The following is a 26,313-nucleotide window of genomic DNA, read 5'->3' as shown; positions in this document are numbered from 1 at the left end:
ACATCCTTGACGACAGAAACGGAAAACACGATGCAGCCCGACGAAACCTTGCTTCGCCTCGAGGCGGTACAGAAGCGGTTCGGCGGGCTCGTCGTGCTCAACAACATCGACATCGCCGTCGGCGCCAACGAGCTGATCGGGCTAATCGGTCCCAATGGCGCCGGCAAGTCGACGCTGTTCAACCTCATCACCGCGCTCTACACGCCGACACAAGGGCGTATCCGGTTTCGTGGGCGCGACATCACCGGCACCGCACCACATCGCATCTGCAGGCTCGGCATCGCGCGTACCTTCCAGCTGGTGCGCACCTTCCTGACCATGACGGCATTCGAGAACATCATGGTCGGCGCGGTCTATGGCGGTGGCGGGCGCGTCAGGCACGCCACTGCCGCGGCCGAGGAAGCGCTGGAACTGGTCGGCCTGACCGCGAAACGCGATGTCCGCACCGCACATATGACGCTGTCCGACCGGCGGCTGCTGGAGATCGCGCGGGCAGTCGCGTCCAGCCCGGCGCTGCTCTTGCTCGACGAGCCGATGGCGGGGCTGAACCCGACCGAGATCCAGCGCATGGTCGATGTCATCCGCCGCGTGCGCAACGAGCGTGGCGTGTCGATCCTGTGGGTAGAGCACAAGGTCGACGCCATCATGAAAGTGTGCAGCCGGGTGATCGTGCTCGACCATGGCGAGAAAATCGCCGACGGCACGCCTCGCGAGATCGTCGCCAACCGCAAAGTGATAGAGGCCTATCTTGGCGAACCGGCTGCTTGACGTGAACAATCTGGAAGTCGCCTATGGCGACGTCGGCGCGCTGTGGGGCGTGTCGATCCATGTCGACCCCGGTACGATCGTGGCCATTGTCGGCGCCAATGGCGCCGGCAAGACGACGCTGCTGAAGACCATCTCCGGCCTGCTCAAGCCGAAGCGCGGCGAGATCTTCCTCGCCGGCGCGCCGCTGGCCGGCAAGGCGCCGGAGGAGATCGCCGGCATGGGCATCGCGCATGTGCCGGAAGGGCGCGGCCTGTTCCGGCAGATGACGGTGCTGGAGAACCTCGAACTTGGCGCCTTCCAGCCCAAGGTCCGGAAGCGCTTCAAGCAATCTCTGGAAAAGGCCTATGCGCTGTTTCCACGTTTGAAGGAGCGGGCAGGGCAGAAGGCCGGCTCGCTCTCGGGCGGCGAGCAGCAGATGCTGGCGATCGCTCGCGCCACCATGTCGGACCCATCGCTGCTCATCCTCGACGAGCCGTCGCTGGGTCTCAGCCCGATCGTGGTGCAGCAGATGTTTGCGCTGATCGGGACCTTGCACAGCCAAGGCGTCACCGTCCTGCTCGTCGAGCAGAACATCCACCAGGCGCTGAAGGTGGCCGACTATGCCTTCGTGCTGAAGACCGGCGAGCTCGCCATGCAAGGCACGGGCACCGAGCTGCTTGCCGATCCCGAAATCCAGAAGGCCTATATGGGCGTGTTGGAGTAGTGATGACGTTCAACATTCCGCCTCCCGACATCCTGCTGCAACTGTCGCTCAACGGCGCGCTGGGCGGCGCCATGTATGGCGTCGCCGCCGTTGGCTTGAGCCTCATCTTCGGCACCATGCGGCTGATCTTCCTGGCGCAGGGCGCGATGATCATCCTGGCCGCCTATTTCGTGCGGGCGCTGTTCTACGGGCTGGGCATCGACCCGTTCCTGTCGCTGCTGATCGTCGTGCCGGTCGGGCTCGTCGTCGGCTGGCTGATCTACCAAGGCCTGTTCCGCAAGGCAGCCGCCGCGGAGGACCGCAACATCTCGCTCCTGATCGCGGTCGGCCTGATGTTCCTGATCCAGAACCTGATGACGGTGGTGTGGGGCGGCAATACCGCCGCAATCGTCACCTCCTACACGGCGAGCGGCATCGAGATATTGGGCGTGCGCACCTCCTTCACCCGCTCCATGGGCTTCCTGATCGCGCTTGCCGGCACCGGGCTGGTGGTGCTGTTCCTGCGCAAGACGCTGGTTGGCAAGGCGGTGCGCGCGGCGTCCGAGGACATGGAGGCGGCGACGCTGATGGGCATCAGCCCGCATCGCGTCAATGCGATTGCCTTTGCCATCGGTATCGCGCTGGCGGGAGCGGCGGGCGTCGCGGTGGCGACCACCTTCCCGTTCAACCCGTTCGCCGGTTTCATCTTCAGCCTGAAGGCGCTGGTGGCGCTGGCGCTGGGCGGCATCGGCAATGTCGCGGGTGCGCTTGCTGGCGGCATCCTGCTCGGCCTCATCGAGGCCTATGTGCAGTATTTCATCTCGGGCGGCTGGACCAACGCGATTGCCTACGGCGTGTTCCTGGCGGTGCTGATGTTCAAGCCGGAAGGCCTGTTCAGCCGGCCTTACAAGAAGGCTTGAGCACCATGTTGAAGCAAGCCTGGAACAAGCAAGCCAAGACGGGGATTGCCATTGCCGTCGTCGTGGCACTCGCCCTGGTGCCGCTGCTGCCCGGCGCGATCGACAGTTACGCCTTCTCGTTCCTGTTCTTCGTCTTCATCTACGCCATCATGGCGCAGGGCTGGAACCTGGTCGCCGGCTTCGGCGGCCAGATCAGCCTGGGCAACCATGCCTTCTTCGGGCTCGGCGCCTACACCACCGCGATCTTGTGGAGCGGCAATTATCTCTGGGGCTCGCTCTATGACGCCTATCCACGCATCTATTATTTCGACCCGGTGACTATGGTGCTGGGCGGGCTGGTGGCGGCGGCTGCCGCCATCATCATCGGCCTGCCGCTTTTGTCCAAATTGCGCGGCGACTATTTCGCGCTGGGCACGCTCGGCTTCGGCGAGATCGTCAAGGTGATGTTCATCAATGGCGGCGACTTCACCGGCGGCGCCTTTGGCGTCGTGGCGCCTGCCAGCACTTTCGACACGCTCTTGCCGCACTATCTGGTCGGGCTAGGCCTGATGGTCGGCACGGCACTTGCCATCCGCCTTTTGATGCGCTCGCGCTACGGGCTGGCGCTGATCGCCGTGCGCGACGACGAGATGGCGGCCTCGGCCAACGGCATCGATGTGCTCAGGGTCAAGGTCGCCGCCTTCGCCGGCAGCGCTTTCATCGCCGGCATCGCCGGCAGCCTCTACACCTACTACATCTTCCATGTCGGGCCGGACTCGGTGTTCGCCCTCGACTGGATGCTGCTGCCGCTGATGATGACAGTGGTCGGCGGCACCGGCACGCTGCTCGGCCCGATCCTCGGCGCCTTCGTGATGTACGCCGTGTTCGACCTCGCGCGGATCGTGGTGCCGGACTATCACCCGGTGATCTCGGGCCTGACGATCATCCTGGCGATGCTGTTTCTGCCGAAGGGGCTGATGCGGAGTCTTGGGGGAAGGGCAGCGTGACGCGGTTCAGATTTTGCAACGCCCTCAAGAAAACCGAGCCGGCCGAAAGTTTGCAAGAAGTGGGTGCTCTCTTCCGGTGGCGATCTCGCCGGCAAGCAGCTCGCCGGCGATCAGGCCAAGCGTTGCGCCGCTGTGGCTGAAGGCGACGTAATATCCCTTGATGTCCTTCAACTGGCCGAATACCGGATCGCCGCCCGCGGGGATCGGCTTGGGGCCGACGCCATAGCTTTCCAGCTCCAACTTCGGATGGCCCTCGAGAACCTTCGAGGCTTCGTCGAGAAGCCCCTGGACGGTCGAATCCTTCACGCCATAAGTACCGTCCGAATTGACGACCACCTCTTCTTCCGACCAGGCGGAATCGAGCGCAAGGGCTCCGTCCGGCATCGGGCGGATGGCGACGCGCGGGGTATTGAGCACGGCCCGAAGGGGCAAGTGTTGCGGCTTGGTCCTGACCAGCAGCGCGATTGGCGTCCCGTCGGCAATATATTGGCCGGAGTCCGCGACCATTCGCGGCACATCACCGCCGGTCGCCAGCAGCACCGCGTCGGCGGCGAAGCCGATGCCGCCTGTGGTGGTGACGCCGGTGGCGCGACCGTCGACGACCGTGACCGCCGCGCTTCCGGCATCGGTGACCAACTGCCCGCCGTGCTCCATGAATTCCGCAACCAATAGCTCGATCAGCGATGGCAGGTCGACCCAGCCTTCGCCCGGATTGAAGATCGCTCCCTGTGGCGTGACGGCATCTGCAGCGATACCCGGGGTGACCGACGCTATGGCGCCCGCGGACAGAAGCTGCGCGTCATAACCAAGAATTTTCTCATGAGCGAAGACATCCGCGATCTCGTTTGAGGCGCCGTCCGCATCCCATGTCAGACCGCCGTCGAAACGCAGCCAGGCGGCATTCGGATATCTCGCCGACAGCGTCCGGTAGCGATCGATGCCGATCATGCGCAGGCGATGGTATTCAGCCGACCGCTTGCGGGCGGAATTGAGCCAGGCGAGTGAGCGGCCGGAAGCTCCCTTGGCGAGCGGTCCGTCATTGACCAGGACGGTTTCGATGCCGAGCCGTGCAAGATGAACGGCCGAGGAGACACCGAAGATACCGCCCCCGACAACAACGACCTTTGCGACCGAATGTGATGTAGCCATGGCATGTTCTTTCACTGTGTGGAGGTTGGATTGGGCCATGCGGTGGTGCGATCAAAGCACTTCGGCAAGGAAGTGCTTCAGACGCGCGCTTTTCGGAGTGTCGAAGATCGCGGCGGGCGTGCCGGCCTCGATGACACGGCCCTCATCCATGAAGATGACCTGATCGGCGACCTTGCGGGCAAAACCCATTTCATGGGTCACCACGACCATCGTCATGCCACGCCGGCCGAGGTCCGCCATCAGGTTGAGGACGCCTTTCACCAGTTCGGGATCAAGAGCGCTGGTCACTTCGTCGAACAGGATAACCTCGGGGTCCATGGCAAGCGCACGGGCGATTGCCACGCGCTGCTGCTGGCCGCCGGAAAGGCTCCCGGGACGATGGTGTTTGCGTGCGGCAAGGCCAACATCGGCCAGGCGCGCCTCGGCGATGCGCTCGGCCTCCGGCACTGGAATGCCCTTGACCTTGGTCAGGGACAGCATGACGTTCTCCAGGGCTGTGTGGTCGGGAAACAGGTTGAATTGCTGGAACACCATGCCGACACGCCGGCGCAATTTTTCGGGCTTCACCGCCAGGATGCTCGCGCCGTCGAGCAGCACGTCGCCGCCTTTGGGCTCGACCAGGCGGTTGAGGCAGCGCAACAGCGTCGACTTGCCCGACCCCGACGGACCAATGACGCATGTGACCGTGCCCGGCTTGACCGTCAGGCTGACGCCCTTGAGGACATCGAGATCGCCATAAGCCATGTCGAGATCAGTGATGGCGAGACTGCCGCCCTTGAACCGGGGAAGCGCCGGGCTGCCGTCGGGGCTGGTCTGCGAAGACGGGCCGCCGATCGCGCTTTCCAGTTCGCTCACCTCGGCGAGGCCGCTGGTGACGAGGCCGGCCTTTTGCTTTCCCACCCGCAGCGAGTTGTCGATGTAGTTGACCACATGGGTCAACGGCACCGTGATGACGAGATAGAAAACGCCAGCCAGGAGCAATGGCGAGAGGTTGCCCGTGACCACAGCCTGGTCCTGGCCGACGCGGAAAATTTCGCGCTCCGACGCGAGCAGGCCGAGGAAGTAGACCAGGCTCGAATCCTTGACGTTGCCGATGAACTGGTTGACCAGAGCCGGCAGGACGCGGCGGATGCCTTGCGGGACCACGATCAGCCGCATGCCCTGTCCGTAGCTCATGCTCAGAGCCCTGCAGGCTTCCATCTGTCCACGCTCGACGCTCTGGATGCCGGAGCGGAAGATTTCGCCGATGTAGGCGCCGGCAATCAGGCTGAGGGCGAGAATGCCGAGCGGATAGGGCGAAGGCCCGAAAATTTCACGGCCAATGCGGGCGAAGCCCTGGCCGATCAGCAGAATCGTGACGATCGCCGGAAGGCCCCGGAAAATGTCGGTATAAACCCGGGCCGGAATGCGCAGCCAGCGTGATTGCGAGATGCCCATGACAGCAAGGATCATGCCGAGGACAACACCGATCACCGTGGACGCAGCGGCGAGGATCAAGGTGTTCTTCAGCCCGATGGTGATCATGCTCGGCAGCACGTCCGCCATGGCTTGCCAGTCGAGGAAACTGCGCCGCAGGTTTTCAAGCCAATTCATTCGACCCCTTTCCATTGCTCCGTTCGCGCAGTCAAAAACCCGGCGCGAGAGCGCGTCCGCCGCCGGCCACGGCCGGCGGCTGAGTCGCGGTTACTTCTTGGGGAGGTACTGGTCAGGCATCGGGGAACCGGGGAACCACTTCTCGTAGAGCGTCTTCCAGGTGCCGTCCTGCATCGCCGCATGCAGGGCGGTGTTCAATGCCTCGCGAAACTTGTCGTTGCCCTTGCGCAGGACGAAGCCCGCGGGTGCGTCGAAGGAGGGGATGTTCACCGCGATCTTCAAGTCCGGATAGCGAACCGCATAGTCCTTGGCGGCCTCGTAATCGAGGAAATGCGCGTCGACGGTTCCGTTGTTCAGCGCGGAGACGGCAGAGTTGTTGTCGGGGAACTTGACGAGATCCGTTCCGACAAAATTCTTCGCTGCGTAGATTTCCTGCAGCGTACCTGGACGACGCCAAGACGCTTGCCCTTGAGCCCGTCCGCCGACTTCATGGCCTTGTCGGCGGTAAGCACCGAGAGATAGCCCGCGAGATAGCCATCCGAAAAGTCGACAGTCTTCTTGCGCGCATCCGTCGTGCCGATCGCGGCGACCGCAACATCGAAGCGCCCGTTGGCAACCGAGGGCATAAGCGCCGAGAATTCCTGGCCGGTGAAGATCACCTGGTCGGGTTTGAATCCAAGGCGGCCGGCGACGTTGCGAAACAATTCAAGGTCGAACCCGGTGAATGTGCCATCCGCCTGGGTGAAAGCGTATGGCTTGGCGTCTCCCATGGTGCCGACGCTGATGACCTTCGCATCGATGAGGCCATAGGGATTGTCATCCGCCGCGGCAGCCCGCGAAACCAGACCCGATCCGATGCATAGAACCATAAGTGCCATTGCGCCGGCCCGGACCGGTGACATCAACGACTTGAGAATTCCAATCCTGCTCATGTCTTCTCTCCACTCTGAAGGTCTGTTTTTCTTGGCACGTTCTTCTTGGCATTTGCGTCGAGCGCGTAGTTTCAGGCCTCACATCGTTGGTCGCCGCGGCAGCGGCTCGAACGGTGGGCTGACATCATGCTCCTGGCTCTCCCGGTTTTTTCAAAGAGACCGGTCTCTTATTGCGTGAGACCGGTCTCTTTGATAATGGTTATCGGCAGATTGACCTTCCGTCAACAACTCTTGTAGTCGTTCGTCCGATGAAAAGAACCGCGCCCAAAACCCGCTCGATAACAGTCAGCGACGTCGCCCGCGCGGCGGACGTGTCGAAAGCGACAGCCGCACGCGTGCTCGGCGGATACGGCGTTGTCAGCGATACGATCCGCGCGGACGTCATGGCCGCGGCCAAGGCACTGGACTACCGTCCCAACGAGCTGGCCCGCAGCATGACGACCGGCCGGTCTGGCATCATCGGGGTGGTTGTCGGCGACATCGAGAACCCGTTCTTCAGCCTGGCAGTGCGCGGCATCAGCGATGCGGCAAGGGCGGCCGGGTTCAACGTGATCCTGGCCAACTCCGGCGAGAGGATCGAAGCCGAAAAGGCAGCCGTGCGGCTTTTGATCGGCAAGCGTGTCGACGGGCTGATCGTCACGCCATCGGAATCGCGCGACATATCACACCTGCGCGACATCCACCGTTCTGGCCGGCCGCTTGCGCTGCTTGACAGGGCGCTGCCCGATCTGGATGTCGATACCGTCACCGTCGACGATCGCGGCATAGCGATGCGGGCAACCAGCATCCTTGCGGATGCCGGCCACCGCAACATCGCCTATGTGACCGCGGTCGATGCCGAAGGGCAGGAATACCGCGATCTCGGGCAAATCTACACGTCATCGGTCCGCGAGCGTATCGACGGTTTCCTCACCGTGTGCCGAGGGGCCGGAATGGACCGGCCAGAGCGTTATGTTTGCCTTGGCGCAACAAGCCCTGTCGAAACGCGCAGGATTGCCGAGAAGCTGCTGTCCGGACCAGATCGGCCGACGGCGATCCTTGCTTCCGACAGCGTCATAGCGCTGGAGATCTTCAGGGTGATCCGCCAGCGCGGTCTGGGAGTTCCCGAGGACGTCTCGCTAATTACCTTCCATGATGCGGATTGGACGAGCGTGACAACCCCGCCCATCACCGTCATCGACCAGCCCGTCTACGCGCTTGGCAAGAGTGTCGCGGAATTGCTTATCCGGCGGTTGAAGGGCGACACACAACCGCCCGAAAGGCTCGTTCTGCCGACCACGATCATTGAACGCGGATCCGTCGGCCCGCCCCCGGACAGAAGGCCGTAGACGCCAGTCGTTCGTGGTGCCGCGATCAGCTCAGCCCAGCAGATTGCGTGCCGTGCGCATGAAAATCCTCGAGCCGATCGGGATCAGGTCGTCGGGAAAATCATAGTCGGGATTGTGCAGGGCAGGGTGCCGCTCGCCGGCGCCGAGGAAGAACATGGCCGACTTGGCGCTGTGGCCGAACAGGCCGAAATCCTCCGAGGCGCGCATCGGCAGGGCTTCTTGTCCGTGCGTCACACCCTCTTCGTCGAGCGCCCGCTTGAGATGCTCCACGGCGTCCGGTGCGTTGACGCTGGCGACGAAGATCTCGTGATAGTCGAAGCGCGCGGCAAGCCGATGCCGGCCGGCGATCTCGCTGACCAGCGCTTCGGCGGCGGCGCACAGATCCGCCATGCGCTCGTCATGCCGGGTGCGCAGGGTCGCCCAGACCTCTCCGTGCGCGGGCGCGATGCCGAACACGGCTTCGCCCATCGCGGCATGGGTGACGGTGACCATGGAGAAATCATCGTCGGCGAAGGTCGCGCGGCCGAGCGCGGGCAAAGCCGGCATCAGCTCGCTGATCGCCAGCATCGGCGAGACGCCGGTCTCGGGCATGGAAGAATGCGCGGTCTTGCCCTCCAGCACGATGCGCATGCCGCGCGAGGCGCAGTTGACCACGCCGGGCTTGAGCCGCACCTCGCCGAACGGCACGCCGGGCAGATTGTGCAGCGAAAACGCGAAATCCGGCGCGATCTCGCCGAAACGGGGATCGGCGACGACGCCGGCCGCGCCATTGCCGGTTTCCTCAGCCGGCTGGAACATCAGCACGACGCGGCCGCTGGCAGGCCGCTCGCGCCCGAGCTGGCGGCCGAGCGAGGCCAGGATTGCCGTGTGCCCGTCATGGCCGCACATATGCGACTTGCCCGGCACGCGTGAGGAGTGCGGCACGCCCGACAGCTCCTCGATCGGCAGCGCGTCGAGTTCCGAACGAAACAGGACGGTCGGTCCGTTTTTGCCGCTGTCGTAAATGGCCGCGACGCCGTGGCCGCCCAATCCGGTCAACACTTTGTCCGGTCCCGTATCGGCGAGGAAGGAGACGACCTCTTGTGCCGTCTTCTCTTCCTCGTTCGAGATTTCCGGCTGCTGGTGCAGCTTGCGCCGCCACTCGGTCAGCTCGACGATGTCGCGATTGGTCAAGGTCATGCTTTGCGCCTCCGCATCAAAAACCGATGATGAATTGCTAGCGACAAATGACCGTGCCTGCCACGGTCCAAGTGCCGGGCTTCAGCGGGCCAGAGGCGCGGCGACGCCCGCGAGAACGGTGTGCACCCCGTTCGCAGCGGCCGAAACCGCCGCAAACGGGGTATGGGATTTCCCTTACTGATTGATCTCGGGTTCGACCAGCTTTGCCAGGTTCCTGAGCGATTCCTGCCAGCCGAGATAGCAGGCCTCGACCGGAATGACGTCCGGGATGCCGGCCTGGGTGATGTCGATTTCGGTGCCGACCGACACTTTCTTCAGGATGACCGTCACCTGGATCTCGCCGGGTAGATTGGGATCGTCGAACCTGTCGGTGTAGCGCAGGCGCTCGCCGGGAACGAGTTCGAGATACTCGCCGCCGAAGGAATGGCTGTCGCCGGTGGTGAAGTTGCGAAAGGACATCTTGAACGTGCCGCCGACCTTGGCCTCGAATTGATGGACGGTGCAGGTGAAGCCGTTCGGCGGAAGCCACTTGGCCAGCGCGTCGCCTTCGACGAAGGCGCGATAGACCTTCTCCGGGCTGGTGGTGAGAACGCGGTGTAAACGTACGGTACCGGGCATATCCTATCCTTTCATGATGCCTGTTCGATGCCCCTAGGACGAACGGGGCCTGGCCAGTCCGACACAGGCTGTCAGATTTTTCGGGGCTCGGCTACCGGCCCGTATGGTCATGGCCCGCGGCGGATCAGGCCGATTTGGGACTCGATTTTATGACGCCTGGCCCAATCGCCGAAAACCAGGAACCGGATAGCCATTATGAGGAGAGTGTTTATAACGGTCGCTGAGATCGAGATGACCAAGGGGAGACGATGCGTTACATACGTCCGCTTTCAATAGAAGATGCCGTTGGCCAGTTGGCCGGATCGGCCGGCATATCGGCCATTCTCGCGGGAGGCAGCGACCTCCTGGTCAGGATGAAGGGCGGCTTTGTCGAGCCCGACCTGATCGTCGACATCAAGGCGATCGCGTCCCTGGGCGAGATCAGGGAAACGGCCGAGGGCTTCAGTATAGGCGCCGCCGTGCCCTGCGCCGTGCTCGGGGAAAACAAGGCGCTGAAGAAGGCCTGGCCGGGCGTCGTCGAAGCCGCCAAGCTGATCGGCTCGAAGCAGGTGCAGGGGCGCTGCACCATCGTGGGCAATCTCTGCAACGCCTCGCCGGCGGCCGACAGCGTGCCGGCGCTGGTCGCGGCCGGAGCCAAGGCTGTGATCGTCGGTCCCTCGGGCAAGCGCACCATTGCCGTGGAGGCCGTGCCGACCGCGCCGGGCAAGACGTCGCTGGCCAAGGGCGAGATCATCGAGGCGATCCTGCTCGACAGCCAAGCGCCGCGTTCGGGCGATGCCTATCTGCGGTTCATTCCGCGCACGGAGATGGATATCGCCGTGGTCAGCGCCGGGGTGAACCTGACGATCGACGAACACGGCGTCATCAAGGCGGCCCGCGTGGCGCTGGGCGCGGCGGCACCTACCGTGCTTCTGGTCGAGGAGGCCGCCGAGGCGCTTATCGGCAGGAAGCTCGACGAAGCGGCACTGGAGCGGCTCGCCAAGGTCTGCGCGGGCGCCTGCCGCCCGATCGACGACAAGCGGGGTACAATCGATTTCCGTAGGAAGGTCGCGGGTGTGCTGGCCAGGCGTGCCGCCACTTCGGCTTATACACGTGCAGGAGGCAAATGATGGCCGGCGTAGCAGTCTCAACCACAATCAACGGCGACAGCGTCGAGTACCTTTGCCAACCTGACGAAACGCTGCTCGATGTGCTGCGCGATCGGCTCGGGCTGACCGGCGCCAAGGAAGGCTGCGGCACCGGCGATTGCGGCGCTTGCAGCGTCATCGTCGACGACCGGCTGGTGTGCTCGTGCCTGGTGCTGGGCGCGGAAGCAGAAGGGCGGCGCATCGAGACCGTCGAGGGCATGGCGCATGGCGACAAATTGCATCCGCTGCAGCAGAAGTTCCTCGAACACGCCGCGCTGCAATGCGGCATCTGCACGCCGGGCTTCCTGATCGCGGCCAAGGATCTTCTGGCCAAGAACCCCGACCCGACCGAGGAGGAAATCCGCTTCGGCCTGGCCGGCAACCTGTGCCGCTGCACCGGCTACGACAAGATCGTACGCGCCGTCCAGGACGCCGCAAACGTGATGAAGGGAGCGCACGCATGAACTTCGATCCGCGTTTTTCCGGGCGTAAATTCGCATCCGTCGGCACGCGCCCCATTCGTCCCGACGGCGTCGACAAGGTGACCGGCCGCGCCCGCTACGGCGCCGACTTCAACATGGCCGGGCAATTGGTCGGGCGTGTCCTCAGAAGCCCGCACGCGCATGCAAAAATCCGCAAGATCGACACCTCGAAGGCGGAGAAGCTTGCCGGCGTCAAGGCGGTGATCACCGCCGCCGACTTGCCCGACCTTACCGATGGCGATGCCGCCATGTACGACATCCTCGACAATTGCATGGCGCGCACCAAGGCGCTCTATGACGGCCATGCAGTGGCTGCTGTCGCTGCGGTCGATGCCCGCACGGCCAGGCAGGCGCTGAAGCTGATCGAGATCGACTACGAGGTGCTGCCGCATGTCACCGATGTCGACGAGGCGATGAAGCACGCGGCACCCCTGATCAACGACGCCATCTTTACCGAGGGCCTCGAGGAAAAGCCGGTAAAACCGTCCAACGTCACCAAGCGCAGCCAGTTCGGCCATGGCGATGTCCACCAGGGTTTCGGCCACGCCGATTTCATCGTCGAGCGCTCCTTCAAGACCGAGCAGACGCACCAGGGCTATATCGAGCCGCATGCCTGCGTGGCGAGCGTCTCGTCCGACGGCACCGCGGACCTCTGGGTCTGCACACAGGGCCATTTCGTCTACCGCCAGCATTGCGCGCAACTGCTCGGCATGGAAGCCTCGAAGCTGCGCGTCACCTCGTCCGAGATCGGCGGCGGTTTCGGCGGCAAGACCCATGTCTGGGCCGAGCCGGTGGCGCTTGCCTTGTCGCGCAAGGCCGGACGGCCGGTGAAGCTGGTGATGACCCGCGACGAGGTGTTCCGCGCCTCGGGCCCGACCAGCGCCACCTCGATCGACGTCAAGATCGGCGCCCGCAAGGACGGCACCATCACCGCCGCCGAAGCGACGCTGCGGTATTCCTGCGGCCCCTATGCCGGCTCCTGGGCCGAGATCGGCGCGATGACGGCGTTCGCCTGCTACAAGCTCGAGAACGTCAAGACCGTCGGCTACGAGGTGCTGGTCAACAGGCCGAAGACCGCCGCCTATCGCGCGCCTTCGGCGCCGATGGCTGCCTTCGCGGTGGAAAGCGCTGTCGACGAGCTCGCCAAGGAGATCGGCATGGACCCTGTCGACTTCCGCATCAGGAACGCCGCGCAGGAAGGCACGAGATCGTCCTATGGGCCAGTCTACGGCCCGATCGGCATCGGCCCGACGCTGGAAGCGGTGAAGAACCATCCGCACATGAAGGCACCTCTGGCCAAGAACCAGGGCCGGGGCATGGCCTGCGGCTTCTGGTTCAATTTCGGCGGCCAGACCTGCACCGACTTGAACATCGGCATGGACGGCTCGGTCTCGCTTGCCGTCGGCACGGTCGATGTCGGCGGTTCCCGCGCGTCGCTGTCGCTGGTGGCGGCGGAGGAGCTCGGCATCGACTATTCCCAGGTCAAGGCGATCGTCGCCGACACGTCGAGCCTCGGCTACAACGACATGACCGACGGCAGCCGGGGCACCTTCTCGTCCTCCATGGCGACGATCTCGGCTGCCCGCAACGCGATCAAGATCCTGCGTGAGCGCGCCGCGCAGATGTGGGACATCTCCGTCGACGACGTGGTCTGGGAACAGGGCCATGCGGTCGCCAAGGGCGAGAAGCACGGCAATCTCGGCAAGCTGTCGCTGAAGGAGATCGCCGCCCAGTCCGGCAAGACCGGCGGGCCGATCGCCGGCCACAGCGAACTGGTCGCCGACGGCGCCGGCGTCTCCTTCGCCACCCATATCTGCGACATCGAGGTCGACCCCGAGACCGGCTCGACCAGGGTCATCCGCTACACGGTGGTGCAGGATGCCGGCAAGGCGGTGCACCCGACCTATGTCGAGGGCCAGTACCAGGGCGGTGCCGCGCAAGGCATCGGCTGGGCGCTGAACGAGGAGTATATTTACGGCAAGGACGGGCGGCTGCAGAACGCCGGCTTCCTCGACTACCGCATCCCGGTCTGCTCCGACCTGCCGATGATCGACACGCAGATCCTGGAAATCCCCAACCCCAACCACCCCTATGGCGTGCGCGGCGTCGGCGAAACCTCGATCGTGCCGCCGCTGGCCGCGATCGCCAACGCGGTGTCGAACGCGGCAGGCGTGCGCATGACCCACATCCCGATGTCGCCGCCCCGGATTCTCGCGGCGATCGAGGCGGAACGGGAAGGCTGAAGGGGCGAAAGCTAGGGATAAGGTGTGTTGAGAGTCAGGTCAGGCCGAGCCGAAAGTGGCGAGTTCCGAGAACCGGAGCGGAGCGTACTTGAAGTACGTGAGCACCGGAAGCGCAGGAACGTGCCATTTGCAGGCTGGCCTCACCTGAATATCAGCACACCGTAGCGCCGATGGTCGAAGTCACCCTCTGGGGCGCCCTCGGCCAGCTCGCCGGCGGCAAGAGCAAGGTCGAGGTCGAGGCCAAGGACATAAGGGAGCTGTTCAGGAAACTGGCTGAACAGTATCCCGGGTTCGAGCCGTGGATCGATCGTGGCATCGCTGTGGCGATCGACGGGGTCATTTATCGGGATACCTGGTCGAAGAAGCTGCCGGAAGGGGCGGAGATTTTTCTGCTGCCGAGGCTGGCTGGGGGATAATTGTGTCTCGCTGCCTTTGCTTGGCACCAAGCTATCGAATCCCTTGATGGGGCTGGGAGTGGCCAGGCAGCTTTTATGCTCGGATCGGGCAAAGATGACATTTCGTGTCCCGGAAGACTACTATCAGAGTCCGGAACTCGCTTCCAGATCGGACTGGCCCCCGGCCAACCCGGTCGGGTTTCTTTGCACCCCTGCTGCCTCCGGCAGGCACATTTTGGGGCTGCCTATCGGCGCGCTGACAGCCCAGATCAGCGCCATGAGAACCACAGTGCTTCTTGCTTGTTCTTCTCTTGTTCCGCTGCGCGTGGTAGTAAGATTTCGTCGCGTATTCAGAATGGAATCAGATGCCCGAAAGCGAGTCCGAATATCAATTTATAGAGCTGAATCGCACTTTTCACGAGCTGTCTAGGTACGCCAACGAGGACAATGAACTCGACCTAAGTCATGCGTTTCATGTCGGTGATCGGCTTTCTTGGTCGAACCTGATTGAGCGGTACCGAGTCATTATCCTGTCGGAAGCCGGTTCAGGAAAAACCGCCGAAATCCGAAATGTCGCCCTCGATCTACGGGCCCAAGGCAAGTCCGCGTTTTTTATCCGCCTCGAACATGTGCCCAATGATTTCGAGGACGGGTTCGAGGTCGGGACGTTTGAAGAGTTCGAATCCTGGTTGGGATCAAATGATGAGGGCTGGCTTCTGCTAGACTCCGTTGACGAAGCGCGCCTGCGCAACCCCGGAGACTTCGCGCTCGCAATCAAGAAGCTAGGAAGGCGGATCGCGACAGCCAAGGATCGCACGCACATCGTTGTCACCGGACGAACCAATGCGTGGCGCCCCAAAACTGATCTTGCGCTTTGCGTCACTCATTTGCCTTTCACGCTTGCCACGACAACGGCGCGAGAAGACGAGGCTTCCCACACCGACGATACGATAGAGGACGCTGTTGAGACTTCGGATAGACCGGCAGAAAAGTCCCAGCCCGTCTTTAAGATCGTCACGTTGGACGACCTTTCTCGCTCTCAGATCGAAGAATTTGCGAGTGCACGCGCCATCAATGACACCAAAGCCTTCATCGAGTCCATCGAGCGCGCGGATGCATGGTCCTTCACGTCAAGACCACAGGATTTGATGGAGCTGACAGAATTCTGGCTTGATCAGGGCCGCATCGGAAGCCGCCTGGAAATAATGCGCAACAGCATATCGCGGCGCCTCCAAGAGAGAGACCAAGGGCGCATCGACGTATATCCATTAGCTCCCCAAAAAGCTCTGCAGGGAGCAAGGCTGATAGCCGCAGCGACCACCTTGGCCCAAGACTCGACTATTCGAGTTCCGGATGGGGCCGAAAATTCGAAAGGCATCGCTCTCCACGACGTGCTTCCGGATTGGGACGACAGGGAGCGCTCAACCCTACTGTCCCGACCGATATTCGACGAAGCAATCTATGGGACGGTGCGCTTCCATCATCGCTCCGTCCGCGAGTACCTCGCGGCCGAATGGTTCGCTGCTCTGCTGAGTCGGGAAACCTCGAGACGAAAAATCGAAGCTCTCTTCTTCACCAATCAGTACGGGCTGGACATCATCGTCCCCACACTTCGCCCGATCTTGCCTTGGTTGGCTATTCTCGATTCCAAGATCCGAGAGAGGTTGCGAAAAGTTGCCCCTGAGGTGGTTTTTGAAGGCGGCGACCCGAGCCAGCTACCGTTGGAGACGCGAAAGCTCATTCTCCATGAAGCATGCGAACAACTGGCGAGCGGCACATCCGGTCGCTCGATGACCGACTACGCGGCTGTACAACGCTTCTCCAATCCCGATCTGACCGACGATGTGCGCCGCCTTCTAGCCAAGTACGCGACCGATGAAGAGCTGAAAGCTTTTCTGCTCCGAATGGTTTGGCTGGGCCAGCTCTCCGGTGCATTGCCCGAGGCAAAGCAGATTGCGCTTTCACCCTCCGCTTCACAGTACACGCGTATCGCCGCGTTTCGAGCGGTTCGGGCAATTGGACCCGCGCAGGATCAAGAAGACATTCGCAACATTTTTCTCGCAGAAGCGGCCGAGCTGGATCGCGACTGGCTTGCGGAATTGACGAAGGAAACCGCTCCGAGGTCGAACACGATCAAGTGGCTGCTTAAGTGCTTGGGTAAAACGGAAGACAAAGAGCGGTACAGCGTCGATCGCCTTTCCGATGCTGTGAGCACTTTCGTTCAGGCGGCCGACCTTGAACAACTGCCAGAGTTGCTCATCGGCTTTGATCAACTGCTCAACACACCTCCAGTGATCGAGAGGCGTTTCTGCGAAATATCGGAGAAATTCACTTGGCTGATGACGCCCGCTTTCCAAGCGGTCGAGCGCCTGATTCAAGCCCGCCACGCAGCGTCACTAGGACCCCCAGTGCTGTCCGTCCTCGATAAATTCGGGATGGGACGACATTATTTCGACAGCGAACTCAACGATGCGAAATCGAAGTTCTCAACGTTTGTGCCAGAGTGGCCGGAGCTGAATAGGGCGCTATTTTGGTATGAGATTAACGTCGTGAGAGACCGGCGAGACCAAAAGCGCAACGAGCGGCTTACCGATTTCTGGCCGGTCTTTGTCATGGAGCCGTTCTGGCGCTTTGGCGCGGAGGATTTCGACTACGTCTCCGAACAAATTGAAACTCAGTCCTTCCAAGACGACAAGCTCGTCGCGTTGTCGTTGTCTTTCAGACTCTACGTCACGAATGATCGCCCGCGTATATGGCGTGAACAGCTCAAGCGGCTCACCTCTGGCAACGCGGAGTTGTCGGATGAGTTGAACAAGCTGCTCAATCCCCCAGCACAAGGAAAAGATGCTCGCGCCTGGAAACGCCAGGAGGCCCAGTGGAAGAGACGATCGGAAGAAAGAAAGCGAAAAGAGGAAAAAAACCTCACGGACTCAAAAAAATATCTGAGCGAAAACCTCGACAAATTGCGCGACCCGAGTCTGACCATGCCCGGGTATGTCTTCAACGGCCTAACCTACCTCCACGACCGGATGCGCCGCGATGGGGATCGCTCCGGTCGCTGGACGCATGGCAATTGGAAGATATTGGGAAGCGAGTTCGGCGAGGACGTTGCTCAAGCCTTTCGAGATGGGATCGTTGCCCGCTGGCGGCGCGAAACTCCTGTTATTCGATCCGAAGGCGCACCAGAAAACTCGACCCCTATGTCCGTAATTCTGGGCTTGGCCGGACTCGAAATCGAAGCACAGGAGACGCCAAACTGGGCGCAAGGCCTAAGCGAAGCAGACATCGAACTCGTCTGCCGCTATGCTTCGTTCGAATTGAACGGTTTCCCAACCTGGTTTCCCAAACTCTTCGAGGTGCATACGAGCACCGTCACAGATTTCCTTCTCCAAGAGGTTCGCTTCGAACTCTCAAAGGCAACACCCGAGAAGGAAGATAACTATGTCCTCAGTGACGTTAGCTGGTCCGGTGAATGGAGCTGGGCGACCCTCGGCCCGCACATCGCAGATCTACTGAAGGAATCCGAGCCTGCAAACACAGCCACGTTAGGCAGGCTCCTCAAGATTTTGCAGGGATCGGCACTGTCAGATGAACAGGTATCGGATATTGCCTCGCAAAAAGTCCGGTCGGTACGTGCGTCCGAGCATGTGGCCCACTGGTACGCTGTCTGGGTTGGCGTCGATCCGGAAGCCGCAATTCCCGACCTTGCAACCTATTTTGAGAAATTGTCGGATGGCGAGGCGCGAACAGAGTTCGCAATGAGCTTTGTGACGAACCTATGGGGCGGTCGCAGAAGCGCAGCCAGCACCAGAGCCAAATATCAAACACCTCGACATTTGAAGACCCTCTACCTGCTTATGCATGGCCACATCCGGCGAAGCGAGGATATCGATCGCGCCGGCAAGGGCGTCTATTCACCAGGTTTGCGCGACAATGCGCAGGACTCAAGGAACGGTCTCTTTGATCTGCTGAACAAGATTCCCGGCAAGGAAGCCTTCGTAGCGCTGCAAGAAATATCGCAGTCGCACCCGGAGGTAGAATCCCGCCCATGGTTCGCCCACTTGGCAAAGGTGAAGGCGGAGCAGGATTCGGATATCGCGTCGTGGACGCCTGGGCAGGTGCGCGACTTCCATGACAAGCTGGAGCGAACGCCCGCCAACCACCGAGAATTGGCGGAGCTTGCGATAATGCGGTTTCTCGATTTGAAAGATGATCTGGAGAATGGTGACAGCAGCATCGCGGCAATCCTCAAAGCCGGTGCGACGCTTGAAACCGACATGCGGAAATATATCGGGCGTGAGTTTCGTGAAAAGGCATCCGCTCGCTATTCCGTCCCGCAAGAGGAGGAGTTTGCAGATGCCAAGAAGCCCGACATCAGGTTTCACGGGATGGGATTTGATGCACCCGTGCCGGCGGAATTAAAGCTGGCTGACAAGTGGACCGGCCCAGAACTTTTCGAACGCCTGGAGAACCAGCTTTGCGGCGACTATCTGCGCGATAACAGATCGATGCGCGGCATTTTCGTTCTCGTGCGCAATGGTGAAAAGGCCGGTTGGGACGTGCCAGGAGCAGCCAATCGGGTTGATTTTGAAGGCTTGATTGCGGCGCTTCAGAACCGTTGGGAAGAGATTTCGCATGCGTTTCCGGGCGTAGATGAAGTCACGGTCATCGGCTTAGACCTCCTAAAAAGAGCTGCGTAGAATTGTGGGGAAGACGAAACCCTGTCCTCCTTCAGCCGTTCTGCGACGACACCGCCAGTGACAAGGGAGACAAGCGGTTGGTCATAGCGGGCTATCTCAACCGAGCCGACAGATGGCAGCTCTTTTCCAAGGCATGGCGCTAGGAACTACAGGCCACCCCTCGATCGCCTACTTGCGGTATCGCTCGGGCTTTGTCTCCCGCAAAATCACCGCATGCCAGGCCCGTCAGGTCGCCGGGCGACCAGCGTGGGGTCGGCCATGGTTTGGGCATCTTCTTCTCCTGCTCCAGGTCGTCGACGACGATGCGGTCAAAGCGGTATTGTTTGGGGCAGTGCGCCGGAAAGCCTTGCACCGCGAGCCGTATGACGAGGTGCAAGGTCGATGACAACCGTCCGGCCGTTGCCGATTTTCCCGGCGGGTCGAGCGGAGCTGGCCTTGCTTAAAGCCACGTTGTTGGGCTGAATGGCGCGACACGCTGCGAGGGAGGACATCAAGGTGACCGAACCCACCCCAAGACCACTTGCCGAGATCGCCAGCTATCACGCCCATATCTACTACGCCGGACGGGCCGAGCGGCAGCATGCCGAATGGCTGCGTCTGCGCATTGGGGAGCGTTTTCGGGTGCGCCTGGGGGCTTGGCATGACAGACAAGTCGGGCCGCATGAGCAGGCGATGTTCCAGGTCTCGTTCGCCAACGAGGTCTTCGCTTCGCTCGTGCCGTGGCTGATGCTGAACCATTGCGGCCTGAGCATCCTCATCCACCCGAACACCACCAACCCCAAGCGCGACCATCTGGTCGATCCGATCTGGATAGGCCGGCCGCTGGGGGTGCATGGCGATGTCCTGCCGGACGAGCATGAGGCGGAAGAGGCGCTGGAGCCCAACACCGAGCCGACGCTGCCGGCATAGCGTTTTCGCTCTTTGCTCTGACGCAATTCTCTAGGGAAAGCGCTACGCGTTTTTCCCGGGAAAGCCGCTCACAGTTTCCTGGAATTGCTTCTGGGGCAGTTCACCGTCTAAAAGAACCGGTGAACTGCGCTAACTCTTTGTTTCAACGCAATTCCGGACGGAAAACCGTTTCACACTTTTCCTGAAATTGCTTCTAATGCATCACCGCCCGCAACCGCTCGCGCAGCTCCCTCGGCGCCACGTCATACCGGCTCTTGAAGGCGCGGGAAAAATGCGCGCTCGAATTGAAGCCGCAGGCAAAGGCGATTTCGGAGATCGAGGCCGAGGCGCGGGCGGGCGACAGCAATTCTTCCTTGCTGCGTTCGAGCCGGCGGTCCCAGACGAAGCGTTCCAGCGTCGCACCTTCGCCTTCGAAGGCGCGGTGCAGATAGCGCCGGGAGCAGCCCATGTGGCGGGCGATATCCTCGGCCGACAGGCTGCTGCGCGCCAGGTTGGCGTCGATATAGGCGACGATGCGCTCGCGCAGGGCTTCGAGCGGCGAGCGGCGGAATTCGGGCGCCATCGGCTTGGCCTGGATCAGGCCGTTGACGAGCTGGACCAGGCTGTCGCCGACGCGCCGGCTGCCGGCCTCGTCGAGCTTGTGCGCCTCGCCGATCGCCATCTGCATCAAGCCGGAGACGATGTGGGTCAGGCTGTCGCCATTGCCAGGCAGCGGCAGCGGGGCTGAGAGGCGGGCGAGCGTGTCGTCGCCGAAGGTCGAGCGTGGCACCTGCAGGATGAGTTGGTCGACATCCGAGAGGTTCTGCAGGGAATAGCTGCGCACCGGGTCGTAGATAACAGCCGATCGCGGGCCGAGGTCGACGGCGACCTGCTGCTGCTCGAAGCGGCTGCGGCCGCGGCGCTGCACCAGGATCTTGATCGCGTCGGGATCGAAGCTGCGCCAGAACAGACGGTCGTTGACCACAAGATGCGAATTGGCCTTGATCTCGGACAGCCGGCAGGCGCCAAGGTTGACCGAGACGAGCTGCGGGATCGACGGCACCGTGCCGCGCGAGAAGCGTTGGGTGATCGGGCCGAACAAAAGGCGCGATGTCGACAGGAAAGCCTCGCCGTCGGCGACGCTCACATGGTGGGCGTGCATTCTAGTTTTCCTCCTCCAAATAGCCTTCCGTTCTTGTCGCGGACCCGTCTTGGCGCGGGATTGTGGCTCGGTGTCATGCCTCGATGCAACGACCAACAACTTAACATGATAATTATCTCGGCCGCAACGGCACTGATGCATGCCAGGCAGTCCCGCAAATGGTCGGCTATTCGATCTAATTTCTTTGTAAGCCGTTAATTTGGCCGTGCTGTTAATAAGTTCTTTCTAATGCATGTCGACCGGAACCGCGCAGCGGTTTCGGGATAAGGACATGCGCAAAACTGATTGGTTTGGCGCGGGGTACGCAATGACCAAGAATCTCGGCAACGCACGCTATATGCCGCCCAAGGACACGAAAGCTTCCTTCCTCAGCAAGGCGGCGCCGGCGCTGTTTCCGCTCATCGTGGCGGCGCTGGGGTACATGATCGGGCGGCAGTTCTTCGGCATCTAGGCCGCAAACCTTGGCCGAGGGCATCAGGGGCCGGTCTCGGTTGCCGCCTCCTCGGCTTCCGCTCGCCTGACGCGCTCGCTGGCCAGGAGCACGACCGGGCAGGCGACCGCGGCCAGCACCGCCGTGGCGGTGTCGCCGAAGAACAGCTCTTCGCCGGGCCGCTGGGTGACGCCCATCACCACCATCGCCGCACCCTTGGTCACCTCCCTGGCGATCGCCTTGTCCGGCGTGGCGCGGGTGCGGATCGCGGTGTCGACGGCGACGCCGTAGCGGTCGGCGAGATCGACGACGTCCTTCAGCACGGCCTCCTCGCGGCGATGCGAGACCGAGCCCGGCCGACTGCCCTTGCGGACCTGCGAGACATAAAGGACCTTGACGCGGGCTCGATGCGGCCGTGCCAGGGCAAGGGCGAAATCGGCGGCGCGCCTTGCGACCTCGGTGCCGTTGACGGGGACCAGTATCGTGGTGCCGGCGCGCAGCATCGGCATCTTGCCGGTGGATTTGGCGCCATTCAGCACCAGGCAGAGCGGGCCGTCGAAGCCGCTGGTGATGTCGTTCAGGGCGCCGCTGAAGGTGGCTTTGTCGGTCAGCGCGTTCTCCAGCCCGACCAGCAGCAGGCCGTAGCCCTTGCGGGCTTCCGTCGCGATCGTCTCAGCGGTGGCTTCGAGTTCGGTGCGGGCCGTGAGGTGGACCTTGTCGACGGGCGTGTCCTCGGCCTTTCTGACGGCCCTGGCGCTTCTGGCCGCACCCTTCTTGACCTCCCTGGAGGCCCGTTCCGGACCCTTGTCGCGGACAGCGCCGGGCAGTTGCCCGCCCTCGAGGTGGAGAAGCGTGGTCGGCATGCCGCTGCCGCCGCCGATAAGGCCGGCGAGATAGGCCGTGAACTTGCCGGCCGGGCTGTCATCAACCAAAAGCAGCAGACGTTCCAGCCTGGAGACGAAGCCGCGCTCGTCGAGCAGCTCGCGGTCGACGCGCTGCTTTTCGGCATCGCCGACTGGCAGCCGGCCAAGCGCCCAGCGCAGCATGGGCGGCATGGCAAGCGTGGTGATGACCGCCATGGTGACGATCATCGTGAACAAATTGTGAGACAGGATGTTCATCGATAGGCCGATGCTGGCGACGATGACCTCGGTCGAGCCGCGCGCATTCATGGCGCTGCCTACGGCCGTCGCCTCCTTCAATGACATGCCGGCGAAGCGGCCGCCGATGAAGGCGCCGCCGAACTTGCCAACGCTGGCGATCGTCACCAGAGCCAGCGTCAGCAACGCCAGCGTCGGATCGGCAAGCACGGTGAGGTCGGCGGACAGGCCGGCCATGCCGAAGAAGATCGGCATGAACAGCGCGGTGATGACGCCGCGCAGCTGGCTCTCGATGTGGTTCGACAGGATCGGCGATTCCCCGACCAGTATGCCGGCGACGAAGGCGCCGAGCACGGTATGCACGCCGATCAGGTTGGTGATCAGCGCCATCACGCCCATGATGATGAGGATGACGGTGATGACGGCGTATTCGCTGCGGAAACTGTCATTGCTCCAGCGGATCAGGGTGAACACCAGGCGGCGGCCGATGGTGAAGGAGAACACCATGAACAGCGCCACTTCGGCCACGGTGGTGATGAGCGGCAGCACCTGCAGGCTGCCATTGGTGGCGATGCCGAAGGTGACGGCGATGATCAGCCAGCCGATCGTGTCCTCGATGATGGCCGAGGAGATGATGACCTGGCCAAGATTGCGGCGCATGAAGTTCATCTCGCGCACGACCATGGCGACGATCTTGACCGAGGAGATCGACAGCGCGGTGCCGAGGAACAGGCCGGCGACGATGCGCTGCGTCGGGTCGGGCAGCAGCGAGCCCGGCAGGACCTGCGCCAGCGCGAAACCGCAGGCGAAGGGCACGACGACGCCTGACATCGAGATCGAGAAGCAGGCGGCACCGACGCGGCGCACGAGGCGCAAATCCGTCTCCATGCCGGTCAACAGCAGGAGGAGCAGGATGCCGAGCTGCGAGACGGCGTCGATCATGCTCTTCTGCGCCGGGTCGGTGGAGAAGATCAGGTGCTGCGCGCCGGGCCATATCCAGCCGAACAGCGAAGGGCCGAGCAAGATGCCGCCGATCAGCTGGCCCATGATCGCGGGCTGGCCATAACGCTGGAAGATTTCACCCAGCCCACGCCCGACCAGCAGCAGAAGTACGATCTCGGCGACGAACAATCCTTCCGCCGAGCCGCCCATGCCGGAGGCGTGTCCCGCCGGCTGCGCGGCCCAGGCCGTGCCGGCAAATTCAAGGACGGCGAACGGGATGAGAATGGCAGGGAGAAATCTCGCTTGCGGGCAGTGCCTGGTCATCCAACCCCTCAACGCGGATCAAGTCCGCACGCATTGCCGATAAACGTGCGATGTAGCGCAAGGTTGCGACGGGATCGGGCCAATCAGTTTGGGCAAATGCCGACATAGGCGGCAAGCTGCGTTCGCCCCGCCGCCATACGGGAGAAAGACGCTGTCGCGGATAGGCAGCGACCGAGCGATCTAGCCTGACTTTTTGGCGCCGCCCGGCAAAGCCTCGCCTGGAGGCGGCTCCCAGCCGAAGACGCTGCGGCCGCCGAGCTGGTGCGACTGGTCGAACTCGCCGGCGACGATTTCCTTCAGGCTTGGCCCGGTGACGTAGCGCTCCAGCCGCCGCGCCTGTCCGTCGAGCCGCTGCAGGGCGCCTAGCTCTTCCTCGTTGCCGAGCTTGGCCTTGCGCACCGCGGACTTCATCACCGCGATGGTCTCGTCATAGACTTTCAGCGGCACCGGGAAGGGGTGCCGGTCCTTGCCGCCATGCGCCAGCGAGAACCGCGCCGGATCGGAGAAGCGGCACGGCGCGCCATGCACGACCTCCGCCACCATGGCCAGTGCCCGCACGGTGCGCGCGCCAACGCCGGGCACCAGCAGCAGTTCGGGAAAATCCGCCGGGCCGCTCTCGATCGCCGCGGAAATATTGCCGTGCAGGCGGCGCATGACGATGTCGCTTTCACGCACATCATGGTGGGCCGGCATGATCAGGTTGGGCAGCATCGGCTGGGCGGTGACGGGAGCCGCCGGCGGTTCGATGGCGGCGAATTCACGCACAATCCTGTCGGGGCCGAGCTGGCGCAACAGGTCGAGCTGGCCGCTGCGCGAAGCCTCGGCGCGGTGGTCGGTCAGGTTGACGATCTCACCCTGGCGCTCGCCTTCGATCGCTGCATGCGGCTCGTCGACGAAACTTTTCAGGCCCTCCGAGAGCCAGTGGTAGCGGCGCGCCAGCTTGCTGTCGCCGTTCATGCCTTGCTGGACGACCACCCAGCGGCTGTCGTCGGTGACGATGAAGCCGTGCAGATAGAGATCGAAACCATCCTGGACGGCGGCGCTGTCGACCTTGGCGACCAGCCGGCTGGCGGTGGCCAGTGCCGTGCCGTCGATGCCGACGCGCTCCCCGATCATCTCGAGCTCATGCGGGGTCTTGCGCGAATGGGTGCCGCGGCCGCCGCAGACATGGACGCCGAGTTCGCCTGACAGCGGCGTCAGCCCGCGCTTCAGCGCGCCGATGACGCTGGTGGTGATGCCGGAGGAGTGCCAGTCCATGCCCATCACCGCGCCGAAGGACTGGAACCAGAAAGGATGCGCCAGCCGGCGCAGCAATTCGTCGCGGCCATAGTGATGGATGATCGCCTCGCACAGCACCGCGCCCAGGCGCGTCATGCGATCGCCCAGCCATTTCGGAACCCGTCCGCCATGCAGCGGCAGGTCGGCGCTGCCGCTTCGCTGTGTCACTTCGTCTACGTCTCCCTTGGCCGACGATTCGCGCCGGCATCCATCGAACTAGATGGCATCGGCGCTGTATTTTACAAGCTGAGGTGAACATGCCGTTCGGATATTGATTCCGGATTTCTGCCCATCCAGCTGTTCGGCAATAATTTTTGCGCCCTGCTTCAGGCTAGACATGCACGTCGCCGAAGGACAGTTCGCCATCATCCCCGGGTGTCAGGAAGGCTGCGGCGAACAGTCCGGCATAGAGGACCGCGATCGCCACTACGATGACATATCCCGGAATCGGGCCCAGGGCCGCAGCGCTGACGGCTTGGCGCAGAGTGCCGACGAAACCGGCCGGAACGCCTTGGTCGATCAGGCTCGGTGTCGAGAGTTTGAGTATCCAGGCGAGCAGCAGGATCAGCATCATGTGGATGTAGTTGCGGCGCAAACGACGCGCCAGCGCGACACGCTGCGAGACGAGGAATTTGGGCGCCCGCAGGCTTTCACCGAGGATCAGCAGCCAGTCGGACGCGAAGTCGGGCTGGGGCGAGAAGATCTGTGCGAAATAGTGTCGCTCGAACTGGCGCACGCGGGCACGATAGACATCGAAGAAACGGTAGCGCCGCGCCTCGATCCACAGCAGCAGCAGGACCAGCAGCATGGCGAACAGCAGGACGCCGTGATGTGCGCTGGCCGTCGACAGCGACACGGACAACATGGCCGCGACTACGGTGATCGCCCAGTTGCTGGTGCGGTCGATGCGGTCACGCCAACCGGCCATGCGCGCAATTTCGGCGCGGTGGAAATGGGACATCACGGTAACCAGCTCGCCCGGCGACAGGGACCTGCCGATGGGCGTTGCCGGGGCGTCGTTCATGGGGTTCCTCCGACCTGAATAGAACGTCTCGAAGGCGATCTCGTTCCGCAACCTCACGGCGTC

General features: G+C 62.6%; 21 protein-coding genes and 1 pseudogene. 12 read left to right on the top strand and 10 right to left on the bottom strand.

From position 1 onward, the window contains the following. Positions 1-30: 30 nt before the first annotated feature. Genes X741_RS147185 through X741_RS147200 form a run of 4 tightly spaced genes read left to right on the top strand, consistent with a single transcriptional unit; the run spans position 31 to position 3,356 of the window. The gene (locus tag X741_RS147185; RefSeq protein WP_031250233.1) at positions 31-768 is read left to right on the top strand and encodes an ABC transporter ATP-binding protein; all 738 of its coding nucleotides are present in this window, start codon (positions 31-33) and stop codon (positions 766-768) included. Continuing rightward, positions 761-1,471, top strand: coding sequence for an ABC transporter ATP-binding protein (locus X741_RS147190; RefSeq protein WP_023778969.1), 711 nt, complete (start codon positions 761-763; stop codon positions 1,469-1,471). The genes X741_RS147185 and X741_RS147190 overlap by 8 nt, the downstream gene beginning before the upstream one ends. Positions 1,472-1,473: 2 nt before the next feature. After that, positions 1,474-2,370 (top strand): branched-chain amino acid ABC transporter permease, encoded by an 897-nt coding sequence (locus X741_RS147195; RefSeq protein ID WP_013894205.1) that lies wholly within the window; start codon positions 1,474-1,476, stop codon positions 2,368-2,370. Positions 2,371-2,375: 5 nt separating this feature from the next. Further along, positions 2,376-3,356, top strand: coding sequence for a branched-chain amino acid ABC transporter permease (locus X741_RS147200; RefSeq protein ID WP_023778968.1), 981 nt, complete (start codon positions 2,376-2,378; stop codon positions 3,354-3,356). Between the two features lie 24 nt (positions 3,357-3,380). On the opposite strand, the gene X741_RS147205 is transcribed toward X741_RS147200, so the two are convergent. The 3 genes and pseudogenes from X741_RS147205 to X741_RS01000000166965 all read right to left on the bottom strand — a co-directional run bounded on the left by X741_RS147205 (position 3,381) and on the right by X741_RS01000000166965 (position 7,030). Beyond that, positions 3,381-4,505 (bottom strand): FAD-binding oxidoreductase, encoded by a 1,125-nt coding sequence (locus tag X741_RS147205; protein WP_023778967.1) that lies wholly within the window; start codon positions 4,503-4,505, stop codon positions 3,381-3,383. 51 nt (positions 4,506-4,556) lie between these two features. Continuing rightward, on the bottom strand, positions 4,557-6,098 hold the full coding sequence (locus X741_RS1000000171535) for an amino acid ABC transporter permease/ATP-binding protein (protein WP_023778966.1): 1,542 nt from the start codon (positions 6,096-6,098) through the stop codon (positions 4,557-4,559). Positions 6,099-6,188: 90 nt separating this feature from the next. Next, positions 6,189-7,030 (bottom strand): annotated as a pseudogene (locus tag X741_RS01000000166965) (ABC transporter substrate-binding protein). A 248-nt stretch (positions 7,031-7,278) separates the two neighbouring features. On the opposite strand from X741_RS01000000166965, the gene X741_RS147215 reads away from it, so the two are divergent. Then, the gene (locus X741_RS147215) at positions 7,279-8,358 is read left to right on the top strand and encodes a LacI family DNA-binding transcriptional regulator (RefSeq protein ID WP_023778965.1); all 1,080 of its coding nucleotides are present in this window, start codon (positions 7,279-7,281) and stop codon (positions 8,356-8,358) included. Positions 8,359-8,388: 30 nt separating this feature from the next. Here the strand turns inward: X741_RS147215 and X741_RS147220 are convergent, their stop codons facing one another. Further along, on the bottom strand, positions 8,389-9,537 hold the full coding sequence (locus tag X741_RS147220; RefSeq protein WP_023778964.1) for an amidohydrolase: 1,149 nt from the start codon (positions 9,535-9,537) through the stop codon (positions 8,389-8,391). A gap of 174 nt (positions 9,538-9,711) precedes the next feature. Beyond that, positions 9,712-10,155, bottom strand: coding sequence for an SRPBCC family protein (locus tag X741_RS147225; protein ID WP_023778963.1), 444 nt, complete (start codon positions 10,153-10,155; stop codon positions 9,712-9,714). A 248-nt stretch (positions 10,156-10,403) separates the two neighbouring features. On the opposite strand from X741_RS147225, the gene X741_RS147230 reads away from it, so the two are divergent. From X741_RS147230 to X741_RS147255, 6 genes are all read left to right on the top strand, one after another. After that, positions 10,404-11,264, top strand: coding sequence for a xanthine dehydrogenase family protein subunit M (locus X741_RS147230; RefSeq protein WP_023778962.1), 861 nt, complete (start codon positions 10,404-10,406; stop codon positions 11,262-11,264). Further along, positions 11,264-11,746 (top strand): (2Fe-2S)-binding protein, encoded by a 483-nt coding sequence (locus X741_RS147235; protein ID WP_013894213.1) that lies wholly within the window; start codon positions 11,264-11,266, stop codon positions 11,744-11,746. The genes X741_RS147230 and X741_RS147235 overlap by 1 nt, the downstream gene beginning before the upstream one ends. Then, positions 11,743-14,007 (top strand): xanthine dehydrogenase family protein molybdopterin-binding subunit, encoded by a 2,265-nt coding sequence (locus tag X741_RS147240; RefSeq protein WP_023778961.1) that lies wholly within the window; start codon positions 11,743-11,745, stop codon positions 14,005-14,007. Before X741_RS147235 ends, X741_RS147240 begins: the two co-directional genes overlap by 4 nt. Before the next feature lie 170 nt (positions 14,008-14,177). Continuing rightward, positions 14,178-14,423, top strand: a complete 246-nt coding sequence (locus tag X741_RS147245; RefSeq protein WP_023778960.1) for a MoaD/ThiS family protein — start codon at positions 14,178-14,180, stop codon at positions 14,421-14,423. 344 nt (positions 14,424-14,767) lie between these two features. After that, on the top strand, positions 14,768-19,102 hold the full coding sequence (locus tag X741_RS147250; RefSeq protein WP_023778959.1) for a hypothetical protein: 4,335 nt from the start codon (positions 14,768-14,770) through the stop codon (positions 19,100-19,102). Between the two features lie 495 nt (positions 19,103-19,597). After that, on the top strand, positions 19,598-20,011 hold the full coding sequence (locus tag X741_RS147255; RefSeq protein ID WP_023778958.1) for a DOPA 4,5-dioxygenase family protein: 414 nt from the start codon (positions 19,598-19,600) through the stop codon (positions 20,009-20,011). Positions 20,012-20,204: 193 nt separating this feature from the next. On the opposite strand, the gene X741_RS147260 is transcribed toward X741_RS147255, so the two are convergent. Continuing rightward, the gene (locus X741_RS147260; RefSeq protein ID WP_023778957.1) at positions 20,205-21,152 is read right to left on the bottom strand and encodes a helix-turn-helix domain-containing protein; all 948 of its coding nucleotides are present in this window, start codon (positions 21,150-21,152) and stop codon (positions 20,205-20,207) included. Between the two features lie 307 nt (positions 21,153-21,459). Between X741_RS147260 and X741_RS1000000168785 the strand changes: the two genes are divergently transcribed. After that, on the top strand, positions 21,460-21,603 hold the full coding sequence (locus X741_RS1000000168785; protein ID WP_023778956.1) for a hypothetical protein: 144 nt from the start codon (positions 21,460-21,462) through the stop codon (positions 21,601-21,603). 23 nt (positions 21,604-21,626) lie between these two features. Here X741_RS1000000168785 and X741_RS147265 read toward each other — a convergent pair whose 3' ends face one another. The 4 genes from X741_RS147265 to X741_RS147275 all read right to left on the bottom strand — a co-directional run bounded on the left by X741_RS147265 (position 21,627) and on the right by X741_RS147275 (position 26,250). Continuing rightward, complete coding sequence (locus X741_RS147265; RefSeq protein WP_023778955.1) at positions 21,627-23,948, bottom strand: cation:proton antiporter; 2,322 nt, start codon at positions 23,946-23,948, stop codon at positions 21,627-21,629. Positions 23,949-24,128: 180 nt separating this feature from the next. Further along, a complete protein-coding gene (locus X741_RS147270; RefSeq protein ID WP_023778954.1) occupies positions 24,129-25,394 on the bottom strand; it encodes a DUF763 domain-containing protein in 1,266 nt (421 codons plus the stop codon). 48 nt (positions 25,395-25,442) lie between these two features. Continuing rightward, the gene (locus X741_RS1000000171530) at positions 25,443-25,565 is read right to left on the bottom strand and encodes a hypothetical protein (protein ID WP_280940345.1); all 123 of its coding nucleotides are present in this window, start codon (positions 25,563-25,565) and stop codon (positions 25,443-25,445) included. Further along, positions 25,558-26,250, bottom strand: a complete 693-nt coding sequence (locus X741_RS147275; protein ID WP_023766189.1) for a DUF2270 domain-containing protein — start codon at positions 26,248-26,250, stop codon at positions 25,558-25,560. The genes X741_RS1000000171530 and X741_RS147275 overlap by 8 nt, the downstream gene beginning before the upstream one ends. Positions 26,251-26,313: the final 63 nt, after the last annotated feature.

The sequence above is a fragment of the Mesorhizobium sp. LNHC221B00 genome, from assembly GCF_000502935.1.
Lineage (GTDB): Bacteria > Pseudomonadota > Alphaproteobacteria > Rhizobiales > Rhizobiaceae > Mesorhizobium > Mesorhizobium opportunistum.
The sequence above is the reverse complement of the archived record's forward strand: the minus strand, read 5'-3'. Positions and strand labels throughout refer to the sequence as shown.

Bases quoted from the DNA above. Each gene is read 5' to 3' on its own strand.
- X741_RS147185 (WP_031250233.1), top strand. From the start codon at position 31: ATGCAGCCCGACGAAACCTTGCTTCGCCTCGAGGCGGTACAGAAGCGG.
- X741_RS147195 (WP_013894205.1), top strand. From the start codon at position 1,474: ATGACGTTCAACATTCCGCCTCCCGACATCCTGCTGCAACTGTCGCTC.
- X741_RS147200 (WP_023778968.1), top strand. From the start codon at position 2,376: ATGTTGAAGCAAGCCTGGAACAAGCAAGCCAAGACGGGGATTGCCATT.
- X741_RS147205 (WP_023778967.1), bottom strand. From the start codon at position 4,505: ATGGCTACATCACATTCGGTCGCAAAGGTCGTTGTTGTCGGGGGCGGT.
- X741_RS1000000171535 (WP_023778966.1), bottom strand. From the start codon at position 6,098: ATGAATTGGCTTGAAAACCTGCGGCGCAGTTTCCTCGACTGGCAAGCC.
- X741_RS147215 (WP_023778965.1), top strand. From the start codon at position 7,279: ATGAAAAGAACCGCGCCCAAAACCCGCTCGATAACAGTCAGCGACGTC.
- X741_RS147220 (WP_023778964.1), bottom strand. From the start codon at position 9,537: ATGACCTTGACCAATCGCGACATCGTCGAGCTGACCGAGTGGCGGCGC.
- X741_RS147225 (WP_023778963.1), bottom strand. From the start codon at position 10,155: ATGCCCGGTACCGTACGTTTACACCGCGTTCTCACCACCAGCCCGGAG.
- X741_RS147230 (WP_023778962.1), top strand. From the start codon at position 10,404: ATGCGTTACATACGTCCGCTTTCAATAGAAGATGCCGTTGGCCAGTTG.
- X741_RS147235 (WP_013894213.1), top strand. From the start codon at position 11,264: ATGGCCGGCGTAGCAGTCTCAACCACAATCAACGGCGACAGCGTCGAG.
- X741_RS147240 (WP_023778961.1), top strand. From the start codon at position 11,743: ATGAACTTCGATCCGCGTTTTTCCGGGCGTAAATTCGCATCCGTCGGC.
- X741_RS147245 (WP_023778960.1), top strand. From the start codon at position 14,178: ATGGTCGAAGTCACCCTCTGGGGCGCCCTCGGCCAGCTCGCCGGCGGC.
- X741_RS147250 (WP_023778959.1), top strand. From the start codon at position 14,768: ATGCCCGAAAGCGAGTCCGAATATCAATTTATAGAGCTGAATCGCACT.
- X741_RS147260 (WP_023778957.1), bottom strand. From the start codon at position 21,152: ATGCACGCCCACCATGTGAGCGTCGCCGACGGCGAGGCTTTCCTGTCG.
- X741_RS1000000168785 (WP_023778956.1), top strand. From the start codon at position 21,460: ATGACCAAGAATCTCGGCAACGCACGCTATATGCCGCCCAAGGACACG.
- X741_RS147265 (WP_023778955.1), bottom strand. From the start codon at position 23,948: ATGACCAGGCACTGCCCGCAAGCGAGATTTCTCCCTGCCATTCTCATC.
- X741_RS1000000171530 (WP_280940345.1), bottom strand. From the start codon at position 25,565: ATGTCTAGCCTGAAGCAGGGCGCAAAAATTATTGCCGAACAGCTGGAT.
- X741_RS147275 (WP_023766189.1), bottom strand. From the start codon at position 26,250: ATGAACGACGCCCCGGCAACGCCCATCGGCAGGTCCCTGTCGCCGGGC.